This is a genomic window from Desulfovibrio sp. An276 (assembly GCF_002159665.1).
Taxonomy (GTDB): domain Bacteria; phylum Desulfobacterota; class Desulfovibrionia; order Desulfovibrionales; family Desulfovibrionaceae; genus Desulfovibrio; species Desulfovibrio faecigallinarum.
Genome location: NZ_NFJC01000025.1, coordinates 19,966 through 45,578, shown reverse-complemented (window position 1 = coordinate 45,578; position 25,613 = coordinate 19,966). Strand labels below are relative to the sequence as shown.

Sequence of the window (25,613 nt, the reverse complement as noted above, 5' to 3'; positions counted from 1 at the left end):
TTCCAGCAGGCTGATCAGAAAAAAAGGATATCCCTCCATCCAAAAGAAACTTTGGGGTGGCTCTCTCTGGTCACCAAGCTACTTTGCAGGCAGTTGCGGTGGAGCGCCGTTCTCCGTCCTTAAGCAGTATATCGAATCCCAAAGAACTCCCAACTAAAGGCAAACTTGCCAAGCTAGGGGCGCCTTATATCCTCCCCCTGAAGCGAGAGGTTTTACGGCGCGCTTGATAACCCTGGCCTGGTTTCACAAAGCGGGACATGCCACCCAACAGTTCCACTGCTGCCCTGGTGGCAGCGGAAGGTGTCCCCGGTTGCAACTGCTGTGTCCGGCGTGGCAGACCCCTTGCTGACGCCATTGCAGCCCCGGGCAGGACAAGACCAGCAGCAGAGGAAGGCTCCCTGGAATTTCAGAAAGTCGCGTCGCAGCACGTGTTCCTCCCCTGGGTTCCGGGATTTTCAGCGGACAAATAGGTACAGGCTTGTGGCTATGCAGAGTGCGGATATGCAGACTTTGAGGGTCTTTGCGTTCATGCTGTAGGCAAGGCGGAGCCCAAAGTAGAAGCCCGCAAGCTCAAGTGCCGTGATCCAGGCTGCCAAAAGGTAGTCCACACTGCCGTTTGCCATGAAGACAATGCTGCCCGAAATGCCTGCCACAAGCTGCAGGGGCTGGGCAACTGCCACGGCCACAATGGGCGCAAAGCCCATGGCTATCATGAAGGGCACAGAGAGCACAGGCCCGCCTATGCCCGTGAGCCCGGACATGAAGCCCACCAAAAGACCCAAGCTCAGGAGGATGAAAAACTGCGCCCTTTGCGATGTGCCTGTCACGTCACAAAGGGGCCTTTGCCCGGACTTGAGGGTGCTTATACCGGCAAAGAGAATGAGGATGGCAAGCACAAGGTTCAGGGCCTGCGCGGAAAAGGCGGCATTGGCAAAGGCGCCCACAAAGCCGCTGGCAAGCGCTCCCAGGGAGATGGCGAGTGCCTCGCGCACACGTATGCTTCCCTTGCGGCCGTGCAAATAGGTTCCGAGCATGGCCATGATGGCAAAGGAAAAGAGCGAGGTTGCCATGGCCTCGTGTATGCCAAGGTGCGAGAAGAGCACTATGCCTGGAATGAGCAGTATCCCGCCAATACTGGTACAACCGCAAAAAAAGCCGACTACAAGGGCCACGAGGGCCAAAAGCGCTGTTTCCATGGGCAAAATTCCCCGTACACGCGAAAAAAAAAGGTGACTCATCCCAGTCCCGCAAGGCCAGGGCAAAATTGGTCTAGCACGGGACACAAAAGGGGCGCAAGCTTTTGTTCACTCCCTCTTTTTGGGGGAAGACAAAAGGCTTGCGCCCTCTCAATCGCAAAAGCGCTTTTGTTGCCTTGAGGGTTTAGCGAGCGGCAAACCAGGCGTCCATCTCGCGCATGCGGGCCACCTGGTCCACGTGGAAGGGACAGCGGCTGTTGCAGTGGCCGCACTGGGTACAGGCATCGGCGTGCACGTGAAGGGTGCGGTAGTGATCCACTGCCAAATCGTCCCCCGCCCGTGCCAGATCGTAGTACTTGTTCGCAAGACCCACATCTATGCCTGCGGGACAGGGCTGGCAGTGGTTGCAGTAGACGCAGCGCCCCTGCAGATCCACGGGTGTCAGGCTTGCTATGAGGGAATAGTCGCGCTCTGCGGGACTTGTAGCAAAAAAGCCCAGGATGCTCTCAAGCTCATCCATTGAGCCTGCGCCTGCCACCACGGTGAGGACGCCAGGCTTGTCCAGCACATACTGCAGGCACTGCCAGGGCGAAAGGGCCCTGCCAAAGGGCGAGGTGCGCTCGTCCAGAAGCTGGCCGCCCGAGAAGGGCTTCATGACGGAAATGCCGACACCCATGGCCTCGCAGCGCTGGTAGAGTTCCATGCGCTCGCTGCCGCTGCCGTGGGCAAACTCGCCATGCTGGTAGTCGTAGGCAGCGTTGATGCTGAAGAGCATCATGTCCGCCACGTCCGCGTCCAGGATGAGGTTGGCAACCTTCGGAGTGTGGGTGGAAAAGCCCAGATGGTGCACAACACCCTGGCCCTTCAGCTCCAGAAGGTAGTCGAGCACGCCGTTTTTCCGGTATTTTTCCCAGTCCTTTTCCTCGTCCAGACAGTGGATGAAGCCGTAGTCTATGTAATCCGTCTTGAGCTCGGAAAGCTGCCAGTCCACCGAGGCCTTTATCTTGTCGAGATTCAGGGTCCAGGCGTAGCTTTTGCCGGGGCCATAAAGCGCGCCAAAGTGCACCTGATAGCGTACCTTGCTGCGCACGCCGGCAAGGGCCCTGCCGAAGGTGGTGAAGGTATGGGATTCGGCTGTTGCCAGATCAAAGTAGTTGATGCCGCCTTCCACTGCGGCCTCAAGAATCCGGACGCCCTCCTCCCCTGCGGGAAGGACGCTTGTCCCAAGACCAAGAACGCTTATGGCATCGCCTGTGCGGCGGTTGATACGGTATTCCATCTCTCAAACCTCATGTATGCCCCTTGGGGCGTATCATGGCAGGGAAATAGCACCGTACAGGGGCATTTTCCAGACACATTTGTGCCCGGAAAATGCCCGTTTCTCGCACTCTGAATCTTGAGCCTACCTGTCGGAATTGGCAGGGGAGGCGGGATCCATCTGATCCCAGAGCGCCATGGCGTTCTGGAAGCTGTCGCCCTCGCCAGTGCACTTGCGCACTATGGTCTGAAAATCCTTGACCGGAATGGTGCAAAGGGCCTCCACCACCTCGGGATCAAAGCCCTTGTCCTTCTTCAGCTGTTCGAGGGCAGTCTCGACACTCAGGGCCTTGCGGTAGCTTCGCGGGCTCACCATGGAGCAGAAGGCGTTCACAGCAGAGAGCACCCTGGCTGTAAAGAGGATTTCCTCGCCCTTCAGGCCGTGCGGACCACGGCCATCCACGCGCTCACCCATCTCGTACACTGTTTCTGCCACAGGCAGGCCGAAGTTCAGGCTGTACAAAAGCTCGTAGGCAGCCTCGGGCGCCCTGCTGACCTGGGCGTACTCCTCGGGCGTGAGCTTGCCGCGCTTGTTGAGGAGGTGGCGCGGCACAAAGAGCTTGCCAACCTGGAAGAGGCGTGCTGCTATGCGCAAGGTCTCGAGCTCCTCGCGGGAGAAGCGCAAAAGCGGCTCAAGTACCTCGATGACGGCCATGACCTTCTCGGTGTGGCCGCGCAGGCCTGCGTCCACGCTCTCCACGATGGTCGAGAAAACGTCGAGGATCTTTTGCATGCGCTGCTGGCTCTCCCTGGCCTTTTTGCGGAATTCGGTGATGTCCCTGAAGAAGACAACGCAGCCAAGGCTCACCTTGCTGGAAAGCCCCTCGCTCTCCTGGCCGGGATAGATGGTCACGCGATAGAGATTCCCGTCCGTGTACTGCATCTCGAGGCTGCTTTCGGCACCGCTTTCAAGAACGTTGCGCATGCAGTCAAGGATTTTGTCAGCAGACTCGCGCTCAAGCACTTCGGCAAGGTGCAGCGTTACCCAGCGGGCCTTGCCTTCGGCAGTGAAGAAGTGCTCGTTCATGTAGATGATGCGGCCATTCTTGTCCAGGAGCACCATGCCGTCCTGAATGGAGGCGTTGATGCTGTCGAGTATGGCCTTTTGCTCTGCAATGCGCCTGTTCACCAGGGCACGCACTGCCCTGTCGCGCAAAAGGGAGGCAAGCACAAGGACAAGTGCCAGAAAGGCAATGCCCACGGACAGGCAGACCAGGGTCATGTAGCGCCTCGACTCGATGGCCTGGTCCATGACGCCCTCGGGCACCATGGCGCAGACATGGGCATCGAGGCCTGTCTTGGAGGGAAAGAACATGACGTAGTAGTTCTGCCCGTCTTCCCTCTGCATCTGATCCTCGCTTAAAATCCTCTCTTTCAGCACAAGTTCCCTGTGCAGAAGTTCCCTGTGCACAATAAAGACATTGCCCCTGCTCTCGACGCCTATGCACAGCGTGCCCCCTTCCTTTCTTTCCAGCTGAACCAGGGCCATGCGGCGTATGCCCCTGTTGTCCGCAGGGGGTGTCAGAAGATCCCTGAAGAGGCTGTTCAGGGGCAGGGCCATGATGAGCGCACCTATGGGCTTGGCACCCTCTCCGTCAACTGCAGGGAAGATGGGCACGCCCACGTTGATGTAGGCCTTGCCCTCGGTGCTGTGGAAGGAGCCGTACTGGAACGTTTGTGTTGCCAAAACGCGCTGCAAAAGCCCCTTCCAGGCCTCGGAAAAGGCAGGGGTGCGGCTAGCCCCAAGCAAAATGTCCCCGTCAGCCATGACAAGAAGGCCTTCTTCCATGTCGTGGGATTTGGCAAAGGTGGCAAACATGTCCCGAAGGTAGGCCATGAGGGCCTTGTCCTCGTCGTAGCCTCCCTCCTTCTGGTTCAGGGCGGATCGCTCCTCCTTGCTCATGGCCGCGTAGGAGGAGACGGAGAGCTGCACAAGGGACTGCCTTGCTATGTTGTCGGCAAAGGCCTCCACATCGTCGCACCAGGCCTTTAACTTCCTGTCTACGGAAGCTTCCTTGAGCAAAAGCTCTTTTGTGGACTCTTCCAGAACCAGGGGCTTTGCCCGCCCTATCTGCCAGAGAGTCACGCACACTGCGCAAAGCGCAATGACAAGGACTACTGCAACAGCGCATTTGAAGCGTGCCTGGCAGCGACCAAAGGCAATCTGGAGATCGTCTGTGAAGGGGGTGTATTTTTGCATGGGCAACCTGCGTGCGTGGGCAATGTTTTGGGAAAAGATTCGAAAACGGGAAAAATCCGCCTGAGATCATGTCCTGTCACGTTACGCAGGGCACAAAAAAACTGCAAGAGAAAACAAAATCCCCGGCTGTTGCCAGCTGGAGAAACGGGGAATTTGCGCGTACCATGTCCTTGGGCATGCAACGGGCATTTGGCTATTTTGGGAAAGTATGGCCCGGCAGCCGGGAGGAAACATGCAAAAGAGCGTGGCAGTACTTGGGAGCGGTTCTTTGGGCTCGATTGTGGCAGAGGGCATAGTGAAGGATCTTGCAGGCTCGTGGAGGCTTTTGGGCGTTGTGGCCCGCACCTTTTCCCACGCGCAAGACCTGGCGCAAAGGACAGGCTGCGTGGCCTTTGCGGATGTAGAGGCAATGCTTCACGAGAAGCCCGACATGGTGGTGGAGGCAGCAGGTGTTGCCGCTGCACGTGAGCACGCGGAAAAAATCCTTGCCTCCGGCTCCTCGCTCATCCTGCTTTCCTGCGGCGCACTGGCAGATGAAAGCTTTGTGGTGCACCTCAAAAATGCTGCCAAACAGGGTGGCTGCGTCCTGCATATCCCGAGCGGCGCCATTGGCGGCTATGATCTTTTGCGCACCCTGGCCTTCAGACAAAAGCAGCTGCGCGCAAGGGGTGAAGAGGCGCCCTTGAGGGTTCAGGTCGACAACGTGAAGAATCCCCACAGCCTTGCCGGTGCCCCAGGGCTTGAAGGGATATCTCCAAAGTCCCTGGAAGAGAACAGGGAAGAGGTCTTTGCAGGCTCCGCAAGGGAGGCCATCAGGGGCTTTCCGAAAAACGTTAACGTGGCAGTGGGCGCTGCAGTTGCCTCGGCTGGCATTGACGAAACCAGAGTGACCATCTCCTCGGATCCGCAACTTGTGGAAAATGTGCACAGGATTACGGCAGAAGGCTTTGGCGTGCGGGCAGTGATGGAGTTTGGCTCCATGCCGGATCCGGAAAACCCGCGCTCAAGCACCATGACTGCCTGGAGCGTTCTGGCACTTTTGCAGGATTTGGCAAGTCCCGTGCGCTATTTCTAGCGTGACTGCAAAAAGTTCTACACATCTTGTTGATATTGGCAAATATTTATTGACACATATACAATACATAATATCTAATAGTTTCTGACAAAACGCATAACCAAGTTCCAAACAGCAATGAAGATACATAAAAATGTAAGCAAAGAAAAAAATACAATGCACATGCTGAAGATATGTACAATAGCAATATCCTCTGCTCTGGTTGTGGTGGCAAAATGATAGACCAGCTGAAGCAGGGAAAGAGCCACCAGAAAGAGCACACCCCAACGCACCTCGGCCCAGGGAACAAAGAGGGATAGAGTCTTGTACAACCCGAAAAAGACAAGCATTGTGACAACAATGATAGTGATGAGCAAAAGGATTGGCGAGATATGGTCGAGCATTGTTACCTCCCGGACCGTGCGGCAGAAGGGGCGAAGGAGATCGGGGATGAAGGGTCTGCAAGGGACCCGACAGCAGGGGACAGGGGCAAGCGTGTTGCGCAGGCCCCGTACAGAAGTGCGTAGGTGTAGCGTATGCGCTCCACATAGCCGACTGCCTCGGCCATGCGGGCCATGTCCCCGCCCTGAGACACGCGGGCAACACGCTTGAGGTCGCTCCAAGCAATCTTTTCGCTCCCTGTGCCGAACTCGTTCCTGTACAGGCGCAATGCCCGCTCCACGAAGGAAGGGCCCTGATTGTAGGCAGCCAGGGTCACGAACCAGCGATCCCATGGATCCATGACAAATTTTTCGAGATCGTTCCAGATGATGCACAGATAGCGCACGCCTGCCTCTATGCTTGCGTGCGCGTTCCAGGGATCAACATGCAAAAAGCGAGCTGTCTGCATGGCAATCTGCATGATGCCACCTGGTCCGGTGGGACTTTGCGCGTCCGGATCAAAGCGCGACTCATGATAGATGAGGGCAATGACAAGCAGGGGATCCACGCCATACTGCCGACAAACCTCGCGTATGGTCCGCACATAGGGCGACACCCGCGTTTCCAGGGTTCTGGAGAGTTCTCCCAGCCTTGGCAGAGAATCTTCCCTGGCATTCCAGAAGCCGAAATAGCGCTCGCGCAGGTTGGCAAGGCTGCCCTCCTTCTCGATGCGCTCCCAGAATGCAGCCATCCTTTGCGGCGTGAGAAAGGCGTCCTTGCGCCAGATACACCGGCGGGACACAGGCCTGAAGGACAAAGCTGCTGCCCCGGCGCCAAACTGCGGGACATAGCTGCGCACAACCAGTCCGTCCGAAGCCACCAGAGGGGCCGGGGTCTTCCACAGCGATGGCAGTGACGCATCTCCACCGTTTCCGCGCACAAGGACAGAGCTTGCCGCAAGGGCTGCCTGCAAGCGCTCTCTCGTTGCTGCGCCTGTCTGGTCCGCACCGCGCAGATCCGGGACCTGCTGCAGGGGATAGGAGGGCGTGTACTTCAGCTCCGGATCGGAGGGCAGCGGACCGTCGTAGCCTGCCACAAGGTCAAGATCGCCATTTCTGAGCATGGCAAGGCCCTCTTCGGCACTGCGTGGAAAGAACCAGCGCAGCACAAGGCGCTCTTCTCCGGCAAAGCGCTCGAGCACCTCACGCTCCAGCCCGGGGCCGAAGGGTGAAAAGAAGGCCTGCAACGAGGCTACGGGGCACAGCCCCACGCGCAGGATCCCGGGTTCCCTTTCCTCGGCCCAGTCCCCGGGGAGGAAGACAGGCGCGTTTATGGCAGCCGCGGGCATGGGCTGCAGTGGCCACAGAAACCAGACAAGCACTGCTGCCTGGACAAGCGCAAAGAGAACGAGCAGCGCAGAAAACGACGAGTACAACCTGCTTGCACACAACAGGGGCCGCGAGACCGGAGAACACTTCTTCAATTTTGCCTACCCTCCTGAAAAGCCTGTGCCGGACAAACACCAGTCTGCCGGCAAACAGCATCCTGTAGGCTACCCGTCTGCCTGTCCTGCTTTTGCAGACTGTCTCTTTTAGGACATGCGCAGCACACTGGAGAGCATCCTGTCTATGTGACCAGCAAGAATGTGCATGCGGACAGTGTGCTGCAGGATGGCACACAATTCCCTGGCAAGCATATCCATGTCGTCATCGGCCAGGGCAACACAGGGGCCGAGGCGAAGCAGGTTCACGTCCCCGCACTCCTTCATGGCTACAAGCATGTCGCTTTCATCCCGGACACTTGTTCCTGGCTGTTGCGCAAGACAGTGCAGTTCGCTCTGCGTTGCCTTGCGAAGAAGGGCTGGTTGCCCTTCCCCGGCAAGGGCAAGAACATGAAGCTGCTGCATCTTCCCGTCATCGTCGACTGCTTGCCAGAGTGAGCAGGAACGAAAGCCGCAGCTGCCGGCAAGGGCGTCACACATCGCCTGCAGGCTTGCGTCCAGGGTGCGACAGACATCGACCCGAGCGCGGACCTGGGCAAGCAGATCCTGCAGCTCCCTCTCTTGCGATATAACAGATGTCATGGCTCCTCCTCATGGTCCGGCAGATCGGGACGTGTCCATGTGCAACCGGGCAGAACATGGAGTGAAGACGCATGCCCGACAAACCGCTTTCTCGCAGTAGACGGCAGACTTTCGACAGCACCGTGTCCTTCCGGTGACGATCGTGACATTTGTCTGCGGAGCGGGCCTTGCGCGAGGAGCTGCCCAGGTTCGCCCTTTGGGACAAGCGTCTCCCATAAAAAAAAGCGTCTTGCTGCGAAAACGTCATGCTTCCTTCAAAAAAACGGAAAGAGACCCCGGCATCTAGTCTCTCGGGTCACTATCCACTCTTCCCCTTCGGAGCCTTGTGGAGGTTCTCCTGCTATGGTGCATCTGATCAAAACTTCAGGAAGTGAACAGCAGCTTCTGCGTGGCGGAAGCTCGCGCTGCCGCGTTATCGCATCCCACTCCATTGTCTGGCTGGTGGTCGCGCTGTGGCTGGTTGCGACAGCACTTGTCCTGTTGCTTGGCACAGGAATGATTTCCGACTGGCTGCGGGCTGTACTGCGCCTGCTTGGCGCCATGTAGGGCAGATCTGCCTGCGCGATGATTGGCGGTACTGCAATGCAGGTGCCCGGCTTCTGGAGCGGACTTGCTCCAGCATTCTGGCCAAGGCTCTGCGATATGGACTGTAGAGGGTGACATATGAAGGGACTACGCTTCCTTGTCAGCGTGGACGGTGGTGACGAAACACGCTTCACTGTCGTCCGTTTTTCGGGCGAAGAGGCCGTTTCAAGCCTGTTTTCCCTTGTTCTCCAGGTTGTCAGCGACGATGCCGACATTGCCGCAGAAGACATTGTGGGTCACGATCTCAGGCTGCGCGTTCTCTCGCACGAGCGCGACAGGGAAACCGTGTACCACGGTCTGGCAACGTCCTTCGGCATGCTGCACACAACGCACGGCCTCTGTCTGTACGAAATCGGCATGTCCTCCCACCTGTGGCCCCTGGCCCAGACCGAAGACAATCGCATCTTTCTCTCCCCCGGCCAGTCCATGGACGACAGGGGCACGCCCCTACGGGACGTGCTGAAGGACGCGCTCACAGGCACCGGCGCATCCCCCACGACCTTCGACTTTTCGGGCATACAAACGGACTTTTCCAGGCGCTATGTCTGCCAGTATCGCGAAACGCACATGCATTTTGTCGACCGCTGGCTCGAATACCTCGGAGCATCCTACTACTTCGATCATGCTGGCAACACGGACAGGCTTGTGGCCCTTGACAGCGGCGAGTGGCCAAGGCTGGGCGAACTGCCCTACAGGGAAATCTCCGGGCTGCCTTCCCATGGCCAGGAAGTTGTCTGGGCCCTTGCCGAGCACTGGCAGCAGGTGCCGGCACAGGTCATGATCAAGGACTACAATCCAGACAGGCCCACCGTACTCCTGCAGGCCAGTGCCCCTGTCTCGCCAAGGGGGCACGGGACAGTCTACATCTACGACGATGATCCGCGCAGCCCAGAGGAAGCCCGCTTCCTTGCCGGCCTGCGCGCAGATGCGCTTGCAGCCTGCGAACACACGCTGCGGGGCAGGGCAACCATCACCGGCATGCGCGCTGGACACGTCTTTTCCCTGCGCGAACACCCGCGACAGGAGATGAACAAGGACTATCTTGTGTTGCGCGTTGTCCACAGGGGCTCGCAGGCAGGCCTGATCGCCAAGGATCTGGCCATGGATCCAATGGGCATGGACGACACGGCAGCCGGGGAGAGCAGCTACAGGTGCGAGTTTTCCTGCATCCGCCTTGACCGAACATATCGCCCTCCTCGCCGTACAGACTGGCCGGAAGTCATCGGCACTCTCAACGCGAAGGTGGATGCGGCCGGCAGCGGGGAGTACGCTGAACTCGACAGGCACGGGCGCTACAAGGTGATCATGCCCTTCGACGAATCCGGCAGGTCTGCCGCCCAGGCTTCCTGCTTCCTGCGCATGGCCCAGCCCTACGCAGGTTCGCACAACGGCATGCACTTTCCCCTCATCAAGGGAACGGAAGTGCTTGTCTGCTTTGCCGACGGTGATCCGGACCGTCCTTACATACACGCTGCCATCCCGAACCCGGAAAACAGAAGCCCGGTCACTGTGAACAATCAGACGCAGCTTGTCCTGCTCTCCCTGAGCCAGACACTGATCCGCATAGAGGATCAGAAGGGGCTCGGGCACATACACTTTCACTGTCCGGTCCAGAACACCACCTTCCAGATCGGACGCAACGCCATGGAAGGCGGTCTCGCAAATCCCTTTCTCGGCAAGGGCTCGGCTCTCGAGCAGGGCATTGTGGCCATGACCGACTCGGATCTTGCACAGGACGTGTCCGCAGGCATGTTCGAAAGCGTGCTTGGCGACCGCATCCTGCGCGTGCACGCTGGCAACTACGAAAGCAGTGTCGCCTCCGGCTACAGATCGGAAAAAACCGAAGGCAACTACACGCTGACAGTCAACGGAAACATGTCCTCCACCTGTGGGGACACCCTGTACGCAAACATCGGACAGAATCGCAAGCTGAAGGTTGCAGGCAACAACGAGAGCACGATCACCGATTCCCTGGCCATAAGCTGCCAGACATACAGGGATCAGAGCATACAGGGAACATATACTCTCGACACGCAGACGGGCATCGCGCTGCAGTCTCCCAAAATAACCTGGAAGTCTCTGGGAGACATGTTTGTAAACTCCTCCCAATCCATTGCCATCAAGGCCGATACCCTCCTGGAAAAATCCATACTCAAGAACAAGCATGCCCGGGGATTTCAGGCAAATGTTCTGAACAAGAACGTGCGCACGCCGATAAACATTCTCCTCCAGTCCGCCAAGCTATCCATCTCCACTTCACACAAGCAGGATCTCAAGATTATTGCCGGTGCCATAAAGGGCGTTTCCCTGTCCTCAAAGGGCGTATCCTGCGATGTGTCACTCAGCAAGGTGGAACTTATCGGCTTCAAGGACAGCTTTACCGTCGTGCAGATGGAAGCATCTGGAGCAACATGCAACATCAACACGCTCTCGCGCGAGAACTTTCTGTTCCAGCTGCTCCTGTAGTCCTCCTGTACCATGCAGCTTTCAATGCAACAGCCCCCGGCTTGCCGGACACTTCCACTTCCCCAAATCATTTCCTTGCCAAGTTCTTGCCAAGTACGACGGACGCCATCCACCCGCGCGTTTCTGAAAACTGACCCCATGTCCTCTTCCAGGATCCCGGAGACAGCCAAGTCCCGGGGAGGAAAAGTCCATGCCCGCCTACTCCAACGACATTCGGTGTACCCTTTCCATATCCGGGACCAGCACGACACTCCATGTAGTCAGCGTGTCCGGAACGGAAGCACTTTCCTCGCTCTACCTCTTTCGCTGCGTCCTCTATAGCGAACAGGACGTTGAGGTCCTGCCAGGCCAGGAGTGTACCCTCTCCTTCAGGGATTTAAACGACAGGGAGCACGTGCGCCACGGCGTGGTGGGCTCCTGGACAGGGCTTGGCAAGACGCCCACAGGCGTTCTCCACGAGCTTGAGCTGCATCCCCATGCCTGGTGGCTGACACACACCGAGTACAGCCAGGTTTTCCTGGACGGCGATCAGTCTGACAGCAATCCCGGCACGCCCCTGAAGGACATTCTTGCCAGAGCTGCCGTCCAGGGAGGACTGCCTGCCCGAAACCTGGATTTTGGGCGCATGCAGGCTTCCTTTCGCAGACGCTACGTGTGCCAGTACGAGGAGAGTTTCTTCAGATTCTGCGCCCGCTGGCTGGAATTTCTGGGCACAGCCTTCCATTTTGTCCAGGATAGCGGTACGGACGTGCTCACTGTCGACGAAAAAGCCGAGTCCGGCGTTCTTGCCCAGGCAATTCCCTATTCCGAGGCCTTCGGTCTTGAAGCCCGCCGCGAGGGGCACATCCATGCCCTTTCCTGCAAGAGGAACATTCCCCCTGTCCAGGTCGTCATGCGCGACTACAATGCCGAACATCCGGACGAAAATGTCCTTGCCGTCGTTGCCTGCGACCCTGAGGGCATAGGCGAAAGCTACTTCTACGGCGATCACCTGAAGAACACGGACGAGGCAAGGCAGATAGGCACACTGCGCAGCGAGGAATACCTGTGCCGCAAGCGTGTTCTCGAGGGCCAGGGAACAGTGCCGGACTTTCGCCCCGGCCTTGTGTTCACAGTGCAGGATCACCCGGAAGACGAGTGCAACGGAACTTTCCGGGTGGAGTCCGTCCGCCACGAAATCAGCCAGTCCGCGCTGCTCGCGCGCCTGCTCAAGGCAGATCTTGGTGCGCACGCGGGCAGCGGGGAGGCCGTGTACAAAAACAGCTTTGTCTGCCTCGAGGCAGCTCGCCAGTATCGTCCCCAGCGCCGGACGCCCTGGCCGCACATAGCCAAGGTTATCAGCGCACACGTGGAAAACCAGGGCAGCAAGGAGTACGCACAGCTCGACGCCCAGGGGCGCTACCACGTGCGTCTGCCCTTTGATATCGGCAATGCTCCGGAAGGGCGCGCCTCCTGCCTTTTGCACATGGGCAAGCCCTATGCAGGAAACGGATCGGGCATGCACTTCCCCCTGCCCCCTGGCACCGAAGTCATGATCGGCTTTGTGGGCGGACATCCGGACAGACCCTACATTGCCGCGGCCGTCCCCAATCCCGTGACCCCCAGTCCACGCACGGAAGCGACGCAGACATCCCTTGTAGTCACAACCCTGAAGCGCAATGTCATCGAAATCGAGGACAACAGGGGATCCGAGCACTTGCAGATGGCCAGTTCGCCCACCGGGGCCATGGTCCAGTACGGCAATGTGCCCACCGGTTCCACGGACTGCGGCGGACAGGGCATCTACGAAAACACGGGTCCGGGAGGCTGCCATGTGCTCTCGGCAGGCAGCCACGCCGAGGAGAACACGGTCAATCGGCACCGCGAGGACGTGCTCGGTGGCAATAGCATCCTTGTCATTGACGGCAACCGCAACGAGTTTGTGCAGGGCGACTTTACCGAGACCGTGTCCTCCTGCGTTTCCCACACGGTCAGTCAGAACGACTACACGGAATGCCTTTCGGACCGGACGCTCTCCCTGGGGGCAAAGTGCTCGGTGACTACGGAAACAGGCTACTTCTCCGAAACAAATGGCGGCAACAGACAGACAACACTTGCCGAAAACTTCTCGGCCAATGCGTGCACGTTCCTGACACTCGAGACAGCAGGAAAGGCCATTTTCAATCAGAAGGAGCTTGCCGCAACCTCTCCGAAAGTCACGCTGACCGCAGGCATTTCCCTTGTCAAGACAACACAGGCCATGGTGCTCAACGGGCCGAACGCGACCTGGGACATCAATGCCTGCGCATTGAACATGGACATCTGTGACTTGAACTACAGCGAAAAGGCGTCAGACAAGGATCTCTACCATCTGCTGGACATGTCCGTAAACGCAGTGTCCACAACAAACGATGCGCTTAGCTACGCGTACAATGCCTTGAGAAAATCCCTGACCACGAACAAGGAGGACAGCGATCTTTTCAAGTTGGAACTCTCCGCGACAAAGGCCAAGACCACTGCAGACGAGTGCCTGAATGCCGCCTTCATACTGCGAGTGACCGGCCTGTACAACCGTACATGAGGTAGACATGGGCATCTATGCAAATACCGAAAAGCTGGCCTTTCGCATTGCCGGCGTAGACACGACACTTGTGCCTGTACGCTTCGAGGGTGAGGAGGCTCTGTCAACCCTGTACCGTTTCACTGTACTCTTCCTGAGTGAGGAACCTCTTGATTCGGTATCGATTCCGGGCAGACGGGCCGATCTGGAAATCCTCTCCGCAGACGGTGGGGATCGCAGCCTGCGCACGGGCATTGTCACGCGACTCTCCCTTGAGCGCAGCGGCAGGCGCTGCAGGCTCTACACTGCGGTCCTGGAGCCGCGCTTTGTCAGGATGCGCCAGGGCAGATACTCGCGCATCTTTCTTGGCGACGATCAGAACGTTCCCCTTGGCGGCCTGCAGATACGCGACATCTTTCCGAAACTGTGTAGGGATCTGAATCTCGAGGCCAATGCATGGGACTTTTCCGGACTGTCCGGCGTCGACTTCAGGCGCCACTATGTCTGCCAGTACAACGAGAGCAACTGCGACTTCTGTGCCCGCTGGATGGAGTACCTCGGCATCTTCTTCCTCTTCGAGCACGGCAAGGACGGCGACAGACTTGTGGCCCTGCACGGGGAAAGCGACCGCCGCACTTCCCCGCCAGCCCTTGTCTGGCACCCAGGCCAGGGCCTCAACCGCAACAGGGAGGAGACCGTTTTCCGCCTTGCCACGCACCACACCCTGGCGCCCCGCTCCCTGCGCGTACGGGACTACAATCCGGACACGCCCTCGGTGACCATTGCCGCGCGAAAGGGCGTGGACAAGCACGGTCAGGGCGACGTCTATCTCTTTGACACCTTCCTGCGCTCGCCAGAGGAAGCCTCCTTTATTGCTCAAATGCGGGCCGAACAGCTTGTTGCAGCAGCCAATGTCCTCGAGGGAGAAGCCGACTCGGCCTCCCTGCTTCCGGGACATGTCTTCACTCTGGAGCAGCATCCCTCGCGTGCCTGCAATACGTCCTACATGGTGATCTCGTCGCACCTGAAAGGCGATCAGTCCGGCAGCCTTGCTCGACTTCTCTCCATGGACGGCCTGTACGACGCAGCATCCCCTGCCAGGGAGCCCTTCTGTCACACCTTCTTCACCTGCCTGCCAGCGAGCATTCCCTATCGTCCTGCGCAGACAACCCCCATCCCGCGCATTGCCGGCGTCATCCAGGCGCGGGTGGACGCCGAAGGAGGCGAAACGTACGCGGAACTTGACAGCGAGGGGCGCTACAAGGTGATCCTTCCCTTCGAAAACTTCGAGCACCCGGGCGGCCGGGCCTCCTGCTTTGTGCGCATGGCCCAGCCCTACGCAGGCTCGCACAACGGCATGCACTTTCCCCTGCTCAAGGGCTCGGAAGTGGGCATTGCCTTCACAGGCGGCAACGTGGATCGCCCCTACATCGAGTGCGCCCTGCCCAATGCCCGCAATATCAGTGTCTCTACCGAACGCAATCAGTCCCAGGGAAAGATTGTTTCCCTGGCTGGCAACACGGTTCTCTACGAAGATCTTTCAGGCAGAGAACGCATAGAGATGCACAATCCCGATACGGAATCCCTGGTTGTCTATGGCCACTTCCAGTCGAATACGGGCATTCTCAAGTCCACACCCCATACCTATGCCGACTTTGTGGGCGGACAGCGGCACATTGTCATAGACGGAGCCGGCTCCTACGACGGAAAAGCCGCAGGCTTGTACCGCTATGTGGGTGGTGACTTCTTCATGCAGATCCAGTCCGCAAATCGTATCGAGGACACGGCAGGTTACCAGACACAACAGACGATGCTTGACCGCAACGCCACCATTGCCGGCAACCGCACCCTGGATGTTGCCAGCAACACCGAGCTTGTGGTGCACGACAACCTCACAGAGGAAATTGGCGGCAACAGGACAATCACTGCTAAAAACATGTCCCTGACCACAGTGACGGACTACTGGCACTCCAACGCGCAGGGGAACATGACCTGGACCACTGCCACCAGGCACACGGACGCAGCAGCAACGAGCATGGACCTGCAGGCACCAAACATTTCCATGACCTCCCAGCAGCACATGGAGGAAGTGACCAATACCTACACGGAAAACACGGTTTTGCGTACGATCACCACAATTCAGAACCAGCAGGATATGAAAAAGCTCTTCAAGCTGGGCCTTCTCAATCTCACCGTCTGCCCCCTCAATGTTGCGTCCAACTCCTTGTCGGGCAAGATCTGCGCCGTAGCCAACATTTCCCTGGAGGGCACCGCCATTGCCAGCACACTGCTCAAAATCGACATCATGGTCGACAAGGTGTCCGTCACAGGCCCGAGTAACAGCACGGAACTTGTCAAGATCAGCACCAAGGGCAAGAAGACGGACATTGCACCCATCAGGCAGCTGTGCCTCGGGGCGGTCTTTGGCTGGGCCGGCATAACAAATGGACTGCTCAACCCGCTGTGGGTGGCCAAGGAAGTGTTTCTGGACGCAAGGATGTTCTGGCCCTTCCTAGCAAACCTCGGCATCAATGTCACACATTTCATTGCTGCGGACAACGTCAAGTCGGCCTACGAAAACATGGTCGACAACATGACCAATGTCACCTACCCGCAAACAAGCGCCACGGTCAATCCTGTCTCCCTTGTTCCCAAGCCCCAGCCACAGTCACAGAATACAGGCACCACAGGCACTGCCCCCTTGAGCGACACAGAGCGTCTTGCCCAAAACCAGAGCACTGCCGAAACCCTGTCCGAGTCCATGGACGACGCGCACGAAGACGCACGCACAAGCGCGGACAACGCCCACGCCAGCCATGCCGAACCGGACTGGATGGCGCCTGTCCCACCTGTGGACAATTCCATCCTGCAATCCTGGAACGCCCCTGTGCCGGAAGATCGGCCCTTTACCCTTCTTCCGGAAATTCCCGACGGCAACCCCTAGACAATCCCGGGAGCTGCAAGCTGTCTCTCGGCCTCCCGGCCTGCCACACTGTACTCCTTCCCCTGCAGCGGAAACGTTGCGACAGCGCAAATTTTGAGGTTTAGATGCGCATTCTGAAAGGCGACGAACACATTCTCATGCCCTCTCCGGTGGCCGTGCACGGCAAGCGCTTCTGGAGCCTGGGCATTCTGAACTACTTTTCCTTTGACGATCCCGACACACTGCTGTCCGAAACACGCATGTGGAAGGAGGTGCCTCCCCTGTTCGGCAACGCGCCAGTGGTGCTGGATACCGGAGCCTTCAAACCCAGGGGCGAATTTCTGGTGGCAGGCAGATGCTGGGCGCCACGGGGAGAAACCAGGGTTGCCTCCAGGGTGCGGGTGCGGGTCGGCAGCCTTGTCAAGACCCTTGCCATCTTCGGCGATCGCTACTGGAAGCTTGTGGCAGGCATGATGACAGGCATCACCGATCCCGAACCCTTCAGCTCCATGCCCATTGTCTGGGAGCGGGCCTTCGGTGGGCCGGACTTTGCCTGGAATGTCGCAGGCAAGGGTCTTGTGCCTGTGGAAGGTCCCAGGGGCACGCGCCTGCCCCTGCCCAACGTGGAATATCTCGATCGCCTTGTGACGCACCCCTCGCACAGGCCACAGCCCGCGTGTTTCGGGCTGGTGGATCCATCCTGGAAACCCAGGCGCGACCGTATCGGCACCTGCGACGCACAGTGGCGCGACACGCTCTGGCCGGGACTGCCCATGGACTGCGATTTGCACTTTTTCAACTGGGCGTCCGACGATCAGATTCTGCCCGGCTTCTTTGCCGGCAACGAGACCTTCGAGATAGAAAACATGAACCCGGACTTTCCCCTCCTGAAGGGACGCCTGCCGGCAGTACGCCAGCGTGTCGTCCTTGAGCGGGCAGAGCCTAGGAGCAGGGAAGTCCGCATCCAGGAGCTGGACGTTGTCATGGACACGCTCTGGCTTTTTCCGGAGATCAGAAGCGGCATTGTGGTGCACAGGGCAACAACGGACTCCCTCTTCGAAGACAACCGCGACATTCTGGTCCTGCACGTGGTGAGCGAAGGCAGGGACACGCGGCCAAGGCCTGTGCGGGAACTTCTAAAGACGCCGGACGAGCACTATGCCGCAAAGGTGAACATGCCGCGCACAGTGGAGTTCGAGGACATGGAGGGCCTCGACCTCTTCAAGCCCGGCTTCAGGGAGCGCCTGACACTTGTCCAGACCTCCATGGCCAGGCGCACTGTCAAAAAATCGATTCTGGCACAGTTGCCGCGCCCGGTCATGCTCCGCACGCCAAGGGAGGACAACGCGGCTCTTGTTGCTGCCTACGACAGGCAGCTTGCGGGGCAGGCAAGGCTGCACGAGAACATGACTGCGCTCATCCGCGAGCAGGCAGGGAACACGGACGCGGATCTTGTCGTTCTGGAAGAGGGCATGGCAATGCTCAAGGAGCAGCGGGATCGCCTGCGCGCAAGGGAAAAGACCCTGCCCGATGTACCCTTCGACGAGGCTACCCTGCCTGTCCGTGCCTCTGGCCCCTGGGAGGACCATTTCCTGCGCCTTGTCATTGCCTGCCGCAGAGCTCTGGAACAGGCGCCCCACCTGCTGGAGCGCCTTGCTGCCCTTGGGCTCGACAGGGAGCGTATCGAAAACGCCTGGCTCGGCTTTCTTCCTGCCCCAAGAACCTTTTCCCTTGCAAAACTTGGTCTTGCAAATTCTGATCTTGCGCAAGAAAGCGAAGCCACTCTTGCGCCAGGCCTTGTGGTGCCGCGCTTTGCGCAGGACAAGCTTGTGGCAGTAAGCATCTTCCCCGGATGGCCGGACAAAAACCTTGCGCGCACAACAGCCGTGCCTGTGCCAGGCTCCTCGCAAAAACCCATGCGCATCAAATCCACGCTTCCCGGAAGCCCCCTTCTATGGGTACGCAACGACCTCGAGGCCATTCTTGCGGACTGTCTGTGCGGCGAGATGTACGAGATCATGACCCTGCCCTGCGCTGGCTGGGCGCCGGACAGGGACACGAGCACCATGCTTGAGCGCACCCCCTCCAGTCATTTCCTGCATGCAGCGGGCATGCACGAGGCTTGGGAACGTCTTGTGCGCACACTTTGTCCCAATGTGCGCCACGTGACACTGCCAAGGGGGCGCACGCTCACCGAGAGCGTGGAACAGGGCGGCGATGTCCGCAAGACTCTGCTCGACATGCTTGACCAAAGACAGATTCTTCCCTCTGGCAAGGAACCCTCGTCCGAGCTTCTTGCCAGCGCCATGGCCTATCTTGCGCCCTCCCTTGTGCGCAAGTACGACTTCAGGGAGGGACCCGGGAAGGGACCGGATCCGGCATCCCCTGCAGCACAGTCCCTGGAGAACATGAACGCTCCGGGCCCCCTGGCAGACATCAGGGAAAAGCTTGCCGCACTTCCCTCGCAGGAAGTGCGCACCCTGACCAGCAGCGAGGCATTGCTGCTTGCCAAAAGGACGCGCTCCCTCAAGGGACGCGATCTCTCCTGGCTGGATCTTTCCGGAGCCTGTCTCGACGGCGTGGACTTCTCGGAAGCGATACTGCAGAAGACCAGGCTCGCAAACGCCTCCCTGCGCGGCTGCACACTTTCCTCCTGCGCTGTGCAGCAGGCAGACTTCACCAATGCAGATCTCTCCCAAAGTACCCTCAGCCAGTGCTCCTTCACAAACTGCACCATGAACGGCGCGCGCCTTGCCGGGGCACATATGCGCCAGGCAGGCTTTGTGGGATGCGATCTCGAGGGAGCCGATTTTTCCGGGGTCGATGCACGGCTCGGCAGCCTTATGCGCTGCGTCCTCACCAGCGCAGTCTTCGATGGAGCAGGCCTTGAACTGTGCACCTTCACGGAGGATCGCGCAGGGAGGACCTCCTGGAAGAAGACTGTTTTCAACGGCACCACCTTCATGGGCTGCCTGCTCGAGCACGCAGATTTCGAGGGATGCAGCATCACCAACTCAGCCTTTACGGACGTTGGCGCCAGCTGCAGCAGCTTCAGGCACGCCCGCATGGAAGGGGGCCACTTCATGTCCTCGGGCACGGAGGGCAACCCGGTATGCACCCTTGCCGAAGCGAATTTCTCCCATGCCGACATGCATGCCTGCAGCTTCCACCAGGTCTTCCTCCACAGGTCTGACTTTACCGCAGCCCGCTTTGTGCAGGGCATCATGGAAAAAAATCTGGCCATGGGACTCAAGATGTCCCTGTTCCAGGGCAGGGAAAGCCGCTTTGTCGACTGCGTCATGGACGGATCCATCATGCGCTACGCGGACTTTCTCGGAGCCGGCTTTGGCGGAACGCGCCTGTGCGGCGCGGATCTGCGCGACGCCAGCCTCTACTGCGCGGATCTGCGCGGCTGCGTGCTTGGCGAGACGCTCTTTGATCGGGCAAACCTCGGCCGCACAGTCATTGAGGGACAGGGCAACAGGTTCAGGCGGCGTCCGCAGCCTGACGAAGAAAACGCGTGGGGCAGGGAAGGAGAGCAGTGATGAAGATGCAGGACATTCTTGACGCGGCCCGTGCCCTGAGGGTGATCTGCGACGAGGACTTGCGGGGCATGGACTTTTGCGGCGTGGATCCCTCCCTGATGCGCTTCAAGCGCTGCAACCTCGCAGGCGCACGCTTCCAGGGCCTAGATCTCTCGAAAACAGGCTTTTTCAACTGTGACCTGTCCGGCGCAGACTTTTCCCGAACCAGGCTTGTGGGCAACATGTGGCGCTCCCTAACCCTCGATGGCGCAAACTTTTCCTCTGCCAGCCTTGAGCGCGCCATATTCCTTGAATGCAGCATGAAGCGCTGCATTCTCGACAGCGCCACCCTGTTCTGCTCGGTTCTGGACAGGGCACATCTTGAGAACTCGTCCTGGCAGGACGCAGTGCTTCGCAAGACGGAGCTGTCCAAAGTCAGGCTTTGCGGTGCACGACTTGCCGGCACGCGTATCGAGGAAAGCTCCTTCATGGACTGTGATCTGACGGGTGTCGCACTGAAGGACCTGTCCGTGGAAGCAGCCTTCCTCTCGGGTTGCGATCTGCGCGGACAGGATCTTGCCGGCTGCACGCTCAGACGCCTCAACGCCATGAAGTCCAACCTTTCCGGAGCGAATCTCTCCTGCACCCGCCTCGAAGGCTGCGTCTTTGGCGAGGCAATTCTGGTGGAAGCAAGCCTGCGCGGGGCAGTGGCCCTGCGCTGCCAGTTCGACGGCGCAAACATGCTGCGTGCGGACATGCGTGACGGGGATTTTGCCGAATCCAGCTTCAGGAACTCGGAGCTTGGCAGTGCCCGTCTCGACAATGCCCGCCTGGCCTACGCAAACCTGTATGGCGCCAGGGCAGGTGCGGCAATCCTCAGGGGCAGCGACTGCCGCAACGCGGACTTTTCCCACGCGGATTTGCGCGGCGCGGACTTTAGCGGAGCCAACATGTACGTGGCCTGCCTGCACTGCGCGGACACCAGACACACGCAGTGGACCGGTGCCAACATGCTGCTTGTGCGCGGCACGGACGAGGCTCTCGCGCGGGCCGAGTGCTGGCAGCCCCAGCACCAGCTCGACGAGGCAAGAAAGCAGGGGCTGGCATGAGCAGGACACTTTGCAACACAGAAGGCACAGAATGCAAGACCAGATTCGGACAAGGAGGAAGAAGCCCTTCTCCAGGGAACAGAAGGAGCCAGTATTTGCCATGAAGCACGACAGAATTCCGTCTCCTGCAGGCACGCAGGACAAGAGATTGACAGTTGAGGAAGGGGCGGTTCCGGGAAGGGGCAGCGCCACCCTGCACCAGGGCAGGATCCTTGTGGCCAGCGACGATGGCTGGATCGTCACCATGGATCCTCCCATGTCCTCCTCCATATTCGCCACTACGGCCTTCAGCTGCCTTGTGGAGCCCACTCCCGGCGACAGGGTGCTTGTGGCCCTGGACAAGGAAGGAGAGAGTGGCCTTGTGCTGGCCATCTGCGAGCGCCCGAGTACTGTGCCAGCGCGTCTTGCCCTGCAGGGCAAGCTTGTGATGAGCAGCACGGACACGCTTGAGCTGCACGGACGCAACGTGCGCATACGCAGCGACGCGGAACTGGCTCTCGATGCCTCATCCATGCAGGCCGTGGCCGACAGGGCAACCCTCAGCGTCAGGGAGGCAGGAATCGTGGCCCAGTGTCTCAGAAGCGTTGCAGCAAAGGCCAGCCTGGTCGCGGAAGGACTCACCCAGGTTGTGGGCACCCTGACCCAGAAACTGACCCACTCGCAGCGTTTGGTGCGCGAGCGCGAGGAAGTCTTTGCCGGATCGAGCCTCACCAGCGCGCGGGATCTTGTCTCCATCCAGGGGCAGAATGCCAGAATCAACGCAGAGCGTCACATTGTTGTCAACGCGGACAAGATACACATGGGCTAGCCATGGTCCACCGGACAAAACATGCATGTCCCTGTCATCACACTTCACGGCATGTGCGCATGATCGGAAAAAGACACAGCATACGCACCAGGAAACACAGTCCACAAAAAAATACAGTCAACAGAAATACAGTCTAGGAGGCTTTCCATGTTCGTTCTGAGCCAGGGCCTCGGCATGAGCCTGTCCTTTCCGGATGTCTGTCTCACGCCACCAACAGCCATTCCGGTCCCCTATCCGAACATCCAGTTTTCGGCCACAAGCTCTCTCACCTACCCCAAGGTGCTGCACACCTGCATGCCCACTGTCAATCAGCTCACGACAGGCCACGCAAGCCAGCTTGACTCGCCAGGCGTCATGGGCTTTGGCATCATCTCCCACAGAATCAATGGCGATCTGCACTACATCCTCGGCTGTGTCGCCCTGTGGGTGGGAGGCACCCCTGCCCAGCGCCTGACAAGCATCACTGCCCAGAATTGCATGTTCGTACTGCCCAATGCCGCTGGCGTGACCATTGTGCCAAGCCAGCTGACTACCCTGGCCCTGTGCTGAGCGTCCGGGCAGACGGACAGGGAGACGCATCATGGCCCGCCTGCTGAAGCCTGGAGACAGAGTTGCCGGTCTGGTGGTGGAAAAACACCTGTACACCGGCCGTGACGCCATCTCCTACCGTGTCCGCTCGCAGGACGAGCTCTTCTTTCTCAAGCAGTACAAGTCCCCGAGCTGTCTGGTTGGCTGGTACGAGGCCTACAAGCGCTACCAGAAAGAGATAGGCATGCGCCTGCGCGGCAGGGACGTGCCCTGGATTGCTCCTGTCGCGGCCTTCGAAAGCACAGTAGGGATGCCAACCTTCTTCCAGATATTTTCCCTTGCAGACTCTTCGGATATGGAACAGCTGCTGGCGCAACCTTGTGGAATCACGCCCAAGAGACGTCTTAATCTGGCCCGCCAGCTTGTGGCAGCCCTTGCAAGGCTGCACAAGACAGGCATTGTGCACGCGGATCTCAAGCCAGCCAACATCCTGCTTGTGCCGCACACAATTCAGGGAGCGGAGAGCCACGCAGAACAGGCCAAGCTCGTAGACTTCGACTTCTCCCTACTCGAGCACGAAACAGCACCCTGGCACAACCAGCAGGGGTACAAGGGTTCGCCCTGCTACTACTCTCCCGAACACGTGCAGAATCTGGTGCCATGCCGGCAATCGGACATCTACTCCTGCGGCCTTGTCCTGTACGAGCTGCTCGACAGGAAACACCCCTACGCCCTTGACGACGCGCACGCCTACATGAAGGCCATGCTCGCCTTCGAGGCCAGGCCACCGCGTCTGGACATGTTTGCTCATGGAGAGGAGCTGCGTGCCCTGCAGGACTGCATGCATGCCTGCCTTGCGCCTGCTGCGGCCGACAGGCCGACGCCTGCCGACCTCTGGGCAGCCCTGAACCGTCTCCAGTGCGATAACGGCTCTCCCAACCCGCAGCCCAATACACGCCCCAGCCCTGGCAGCAGAACTCTTCTCTCCCCTGTGCCCCATGCGGACTCGCCCCCTGCTGCCGACTGTCTGCTGCTCGAAGGCGAGGTACAGGGCAGGCTTGAAGTGCGCATCCGCAGTGTTGTGGGTCGTGCCCTTCTGGAAGCCTTTGGTCCGGATGCCCGCTACGCCAGTCACGGTCAGTTTGTCCTTATGCCCGGGAACGGCACGTGGTTCATCGAGCCTGACCTGTCCGCAGTCAACGACACCCTGGTCAACGGCGCACGCCTGCAAGGCCGGCTGCGCCTGCGTGACGGAGATATTGTCAGCATAGGCCGCGAGTCCAGGGGGCTTTCCCTTCTTCCTGTGCGCGTGCGCCTGCCCCTTGCGCAGGCCATGCAGCGCTCCAATCGCCAGGATACGCCATGACGCTGCCTCTGACCTCCCAACGCCGGCGCACGGTGCGCCATTTCGCCCGCCTTGTCCGTTTCTGCCTTGACAGACATATGCCGCAGGCTGATGCCTGCGCCCTGCGGCTTGTCTTCGAGCATGCCGGCCTCGACATGCTGTGGCAGGAGCACAGGTCCCGCATTCTGAAGGAAAGCACGCGGGCCATGGCGCACGAATGCGAAAGCCTTCCTGGAGCTCGTGCCCTCTCGGCCGTGTTCGGCCTGGACACACTGTGCGGCCCAAGGGGACTTTTCCTGCGGGCCTGGAGCAGGGGAGAACAGCCGCCTCCTCTGCTCCTGCCACACTCGCCTCTGTGGGACGAGTATAGCGCACGCATGCTGCATGCTCTCAGGCGCACTGGCAAAAGGCGGACAACGCAAGAGTGCAGGTCAGGGATCCGCTTCCAGGCCAGGACCTCACGGCCGCGACTCCGCAGGCAAAAGCAGGCCCGGCAGGATCCTGCGGACGAGCCGAAAAACAGGGAACAGGGGCGTGCGGCACCAGTTGCGGACTTTTCCCGCCTTGTGTTGCGCGATATTGCCGCAGGTTCCCTTCACGCCTCACTCCCGGACACGGATCTGGAACTTGGCGAGCTTGTCCCAGCGGGTCTTACGGCCCTGGACGGATCGCGCCTCTTTGCCGGACACGGCTTCGGGACTCGCGTCTGGGTTGCGGAAAGGCTTCTTGTGCCGCATCTGTGGCTTGTTGGCGATGTGCACGGCAATCTCTCGGCCTTCGAGGCCATACTCGCCCATATCAACGCACAGGATCCGGACAGGCGCGACGGCATTGTCCTGCTTGGCGATCTTGTGGACCGGGGGCCGCACAGTGCTGCCTGCCTCTCGCTTCTCCTCGCCCTGGCCTGCGCGCGCCCAGGCCTTGTACTCCTTGTTCCGGGCAACCACGAGATGGGCCTTGCGCTTTGCAACGGCCACTTTCGCTCCTCTGTCCTGCCCTGCGACTTTGCCCAGTGGCTCGAACAGAAGCGAGACCTTGCTGACGTTCGCGCCCTTGGCAATGCCTGCCTGCACCTGGCAGCCACAGGTCCGCACCTGCTCTTTCTGCCCGGGGGCATCTGGGCCGCGCACGGGGGCTTTCCCTTCAGGGACCTTTGGCCAGGTCTCAAGAGCCTGCGAGACATGGACAGCGACAGATGCCGCAGCGACTGTGTCTGGGGGCGCTTTCGCCCGGATGTGGAACGCCGCCTGGTCAACCGCCACACGCTCTCTGCCGAATACGGCGCAGGCGATCTGACAGACTGGCACGAATTTCTTGCCAGGCAGATGCAGATCCCCGTGCACACCTTCATTCGCGGCCACGACCATGTGCCGCAGGGCATAGACCTGCAGCGCGTGCACGGGCGCTGCGCGGTGATCACCTGTACAGGCACAGGCCCGTGTGCAGGCTGTGTCAGGCTGGACGGCACAGGCATGGTGGAGCTGTTTCGCATCCACCATGAACGGGACGAGCGGGATGAGTAGGATGGAAGGGATGAGCAGGATGGACAGGGGCG

20 protein-coding genes are annotated in these 25,613 nt (G+C 59.5%); 14 read left to right on the top strand and 6 right to left on the bottom strand.

The window, feature by feature from the left end; genetic code table 11:
* Both B5F76_RS15365 and B5F76_RS14920 read left to right on the top strand, forming a co-directional pair.
* The coding region (locus B5F76_RS15365; RefSeq protein ID WP_239407026.1) for a transposase at positions 1–157 on the top strand (157 nt) is incomplete at its 5' end.
* A gap of 100 nt (positions 158–257) precedes the next feature.
* Positions 258–470, top strand: coding sequence for a hypothetical protein (locus B5F76_RS14920; protein ID WP_087354240.1), 213 nt, complete (start codon positions 258–260; stop codon positions 468–470).
* On the opposite strand, the gene B5F76_RS10365 is transcribed toward B5F76_RS14920, so the two are convergent.
* The 3 genes from B5F76_RS10365 to B5F76_RS10355 all read right to left on the bottom strand — a co-directional run bounded on the left by B5F76_RS10365 (position 456) and on the right by B5F76_RS10355 (position 4,713).
* On the bottom strand, positions 456–1,196 hold the full coding sequence (locus B5F76_RS10365) for a sulfite exporter TauE/SafE family protein (RefSeq protein WP_162608804.1): 741 nt from the start codon (positions 1,194–1,196) through the stop codon (positions 456–458). The two genes, B5F76_RS14920 and B5F76_RS10365, sit on opposite strands and share 15 nt — an antisense overlap.
* 184 nt (positions 1,197–1,380) lie before the next feature.
* Positions 1,381–2,475, bottom strand: coding sequence for an aldo/keto reductase (locus tag B5F76_RS10360; protein ID WP_087354234.1), 1,095 nt, complete (start codon positions 2,473–2,475; stop codon positions 1,381–1,383).
* A gap of 123 nt (positions 2,476–2,598) precedes the next feature.
* The gene (locus B5F76_RS10355; protein ID WP_087354231.1) at positions 2,599–4,713 is read right to left on the bottom strand and encodes an HD-GYP domain-containing protein; all 2,115 of its coding nucleotides are present in this window, start codon (positions 4,711–4,713) and stop codon (positions 2,599–2,601) included.
* 232 nt (positions 4,714–4,945) lie between these two features.
* Here B5F76_RS10355 and B5F76_RS10350 point away from each other — a divergent pair, with 232 nt between their 5' ends.
* Positions 4,946–5,788 carry an aspartate dehydrogenase domain-containing protein gene (locus B5F76_RS10350; RefSeq protein ID WP_162608803.1) on the top strand — a complete coding sequence of 281 codons (843 nt, stop codon included), beginning with the start codon at positions 4,946–4,948 and terminating at the stop codon, positions 5,786–5,788.
* Positions 5,789–5,862: 74 nt separating this feature from the next.
* On the opposite strand, the gene B5F76_RS10345 is transcribed toward B5F76_RS10350, so the two are convergent.
* Positions 5,863–6,171 carry a hypothetical protein gene (locus tag B5F76_RS10345; RefSeq protein ID WP_087354225.1) on the bottom strand — a complete coding sequence of 103 codons (309 nt, stop codon included), beginning with the start codon at positions 6,169–6,171 and terminating at the stop codon, positions 5,863–5,865.
* A gap of 2 nt (positions 6,172–6,173) precedes the next feature.
* On the bottom strand, positions 6,174–7,496 hold the full coding sequence (locus B5F76_RS10340; protein ID WP_087354222.1) for a transglycosylase SLT domain-containing protein: 1,323 nt from the start codon (positions 7,494–7,496) through the stop codon (positions 6,174–6,176).
* On the opposite strand from B5F76_RS10340, the gene B5F76_RS10335 reads away from it, so the two are divergent.
* Positions 7,480–7,743, top strand: coding sequence for a hypothetical protein (locus tag B5F76_RS10335; protein ID WP_144268464.1), 264 nt, complete (start codon positions 7,480–7,482; stop codon positions 7,741–7,743). The two genes, B5F76_RS10340 and B5F76_RS10335, sit on opposite strands and share 17 nt — an antisense overlap.
* On the opposite strand, the gene B5F76_RS10330 is transcribed toward B5F76_RS10335, so the two are convergent.
* Positions 7,740–8,231: a hypothetical protein gene (locus B5F76_RS10330; protein WP_087354216.1), complete on the bottom strand. Its 492-nt coding sequence runs from the start codon at positions 8,229–8,231 to the stop codon at positions 7,740–7,742. The genes B5F76_RS10335 and B5F76_RS10330 overlap by 4 nt on opposite strands.
* Before the next feature lie 342 nt (positions 8,232–8,573).
* Between B5F76_RS10330 and B5F76_RS10325 the strand changes: the two genes are divergently transcribed.
* The 10 genes from B5F76_RS10325 to B5F76_RS10280 all read left to right on the top strand — a co-directional run bounded on the left by B5F76_RS10325 (position 8,574) and on the right by B5F76_RS10280 (position 25,581).
* Entirely contained in the window at positions 8,574–8,777 is a 204-nt protein-coding gene (locus B5F76_RS10325; protein WP_087354212.1) for a hypothetical protein, read from the top strand.
* Between the two features lie 117 nt (positions 8,778–8,894).
* Positions 8,895–11,282 (top strand): type VI secretion system Vgr family protein, encoded by a 2,388-nt coding sequence (locus B5F76_RS10320; protein WP_087354209.1) that lies wholly within the window; start codon positions 8,895–8,897, stop codon positions 11,280–11,282.
* A 190-nt stretch (positions 11,283–11,472) separates the two neighbouring features.
* Positions 11,473–13,842, top strand: coding sequence for a type VI secretion system Vgr family protein (locus tag B5F76_RS10315; RefSeq protein WP_087354206.1), 2,370 nt, complete (start codon positions 11,473–11,475; stop codon positions 13,840–13,842).
* A 7-nt stretch (positions 13,843–13,849) separates the two neighbouring features.
* The gene (locus B5F76_RS10310; protein WP_087354203.1) at positions 13,850–16,765 is read left to right on the top strand and encodes a type VI secretion system Vgr family protein; all 2,916 of its coding nucleotides are present in this window, start codon (positions 13,850–13,852) and stop codon (positions 16,763–16,765) included.
* 104 nt (positions 16,766–16,869) lie between these two features.
* Positions 16,870–20,289 (top strand): DUF2169 family type VI secretion system accessory protein, encoded by a 3,420-nt coding sequence (locus tag B5F76_RS10305; protein ID WP_087354199.1) that lies wholly within the window; start codon positions 16,870–16,872, stop codon positions 20,287–20,289.
* A complete protein-coding gene (locus tag B5F76_RS10300) occupies positions 20,289–21,377 on the top strand; it encodes a pentapeptide repeat-containing protein (RefSeq protein ID WP_087354196.1) in 1,089 nt (362 codons plus the stop codon). Before B5F76_RS10305 ends, B5F76_RS10300 begins: the two co-directional genes overlap by 1 nt.
* Before the next feature lie 100 nt (positions 21,378–21,477).
* Positions 21,478–22,185 (top strand): DUF3540 domain-containing protein, encoded by a 708-nt coding sequence (locus tag B5F76_RS10295; protein WP_162608802.1) that lies wholly within the window; start codon positions 21,478–21,480, stop codon positions 22,183–22,185.
* 147 nt (positions 22,186–22,332) lie between these two features.
* Positions 22,333–22,734: a DUF4150 domain-containing protein gene (locus tag B5F76_RS10290; protein ID WP_087354190.1), complete on the top strand. Its 402-nt coding sequence runs from the start codon at positions 22,333–22,335 to the stop codon at positions 22,732–22,734.
* A gap of 31 nt (positions 22,735–22,765) precedes the next feature.
* The gene (locus tag B5F76_RS10285; RefSeq protein ID WP_087354187.1) at positions 22,766–24,079 is read left to right on the top strand and encodes a serine/threonine protein kinase; all 1,314 of its coding nucleotides are present in this window, start codon (positions 22,766–22,768) and stop codon (positions 24,077–24,079) included.
* Positions 24,076–25,581, top strand: coding sequence for a metallophosphoesterase (locus tag B5F76_RS10280; RefSeq protein ID WP_087354184.1), 1,506 nt, complete (start codon positions 24,076–24,078; stop codon positions 25,579–25,581). The genes B5F76_RS10285 and B5F76_RS10280 overlap by 4 nt, the downstream gene beginning before the upstream one ends.
* The last annotated feature ends 32 nt before the right edge of the window (positions 25,582–25,613 follow it).

Coding starts and splice junctions, on each gene's coding strand:
- B5F76_RS14920 (WP_087354240.1), top strand. CDS start 258: ATGCCACCCAACAGTTCCACTGCTGCCCTGGTGGCAGCGGAAGGTGTC.
- B5F76_RS10365 (WP_162608804.1), bottom strand. CDS start 1,196: ATGGAAACAGCGCTTTTGGCCCTCGTGGCCCTTGTAGTCGGCTTTTTT.
- B5F76_RS10360 (WP_087354234.1), bottom strand. CDS start 2,475: ATGGAATACCGTATCAACCGCCGCACAGGCGATGCCATAAGCGTTCTT.
- B5F76_RS10355 (WP_087354231.1), bottom strand. CDS start 4,713: ATGCAAAAATACACCCCCTTCACAGACGATCTCCAGATTGCCTTTGGT.
- B5F76_RS10350 (WP_162608803.1), top strand. CDS start 4,946: ATGCAAAAGAGCGTGGCAGTACTTGGGAGCGGTTCTTTGGGCTCGATT.
- B5F76_RS10345 (WP_087354225.1), bottom strand. CDS start 6,171: ATGCTCGACCATATCTCGCCAATCCTTTTGCTCATCACTATCATTGTT.
- B5F76_RS10335 (WP_144268464.1), top strand. CDS start 7,480: ATGGCAGCCGCGGGCATGGGCTGCAGTGGCCACAGAAACCAGACAAGC.
- B5F76_RS10340 (WP_087354222.1), bottom strand. CDS start 7,496: ATGCCCGCGGCTGCCATAAACGCGCCTGTCTTCCTCCCCGGGGACTGG.
- B5F76_RS10330 (WP_087354216.1), bottom strand. CDS start 8,231: ATGACATCTGTTATATCGCAAGAGAGGGAGCTGCAGGATCTGCTTGCC.
- B5F76_RS10325 (WP_087354212.1), top strand. CDS start 8,574: ATGGTGCATCTGATCAAAACTTCAGGAAGTGAACAGCAGCTTCTGCGT.
- B5F76_RS10320 (WP_087354209.1), top strand. CDS start 8,895: ATGAAGGGACTACGCTTCCTTGTCAGCGTGGACGGTGGTGACGAAACA.
- B5F76_RS10315 (WP_087354206.1), top strand. CDS start 11,473: ATGCCCGCCTACTCCAACGACATTCGGTGTACCCTTTCCATATCCGGG.
- B5F76_RS10310 (WP_087354203.1), top strand. CDS start 13,850: ATGGGCATCTATGCAAATACCGAAAAGCTGGCCTTTCGCATTGCCGGC.
- B5F76_RS10305 (WP_087354199.1), top strand. CDS start 16,870: ATGCGCATTCTGAAAGGCGACGAACACATTCTCATGCCCTCTCCGGTG.
- B5F76_RS10300 (WP_087354196.1), top strand. CDS start 20,289: ATGAAGATGCAGGACATTCTTGACGCGGCCCGTGCCCTGAGGGTGATC.
- B5F76_RS10295 (WP_162608802.1), top strand. CDS start 21,478: ATGAAGCACGACAGAATTCCGTCTCCTGCAGGCACGCAGGACAAGAGA.
- B5F76_RS10290 (WP_087354190.1), top strand. CDS start 22,333: ATGTTCGTTCTGAGCCAGGGCCTCGGCATGAGCCTGTCCTTTCCGGAT.
- B5F76_RS10285 (WP_087354187.1), top strand. CDS start 22,766: ATGGCCCGCCTGCTGAAGCCTGGAGACAGAGTTGCCGGTCTGGTGGTG.
- B5F76_RS10280 (WP_087354184.1), top strand. CDS start 24,076: ATGACGCTGCCTCTGACCTCCCAACGCCGGCGCACGGTGCGCCATTTC.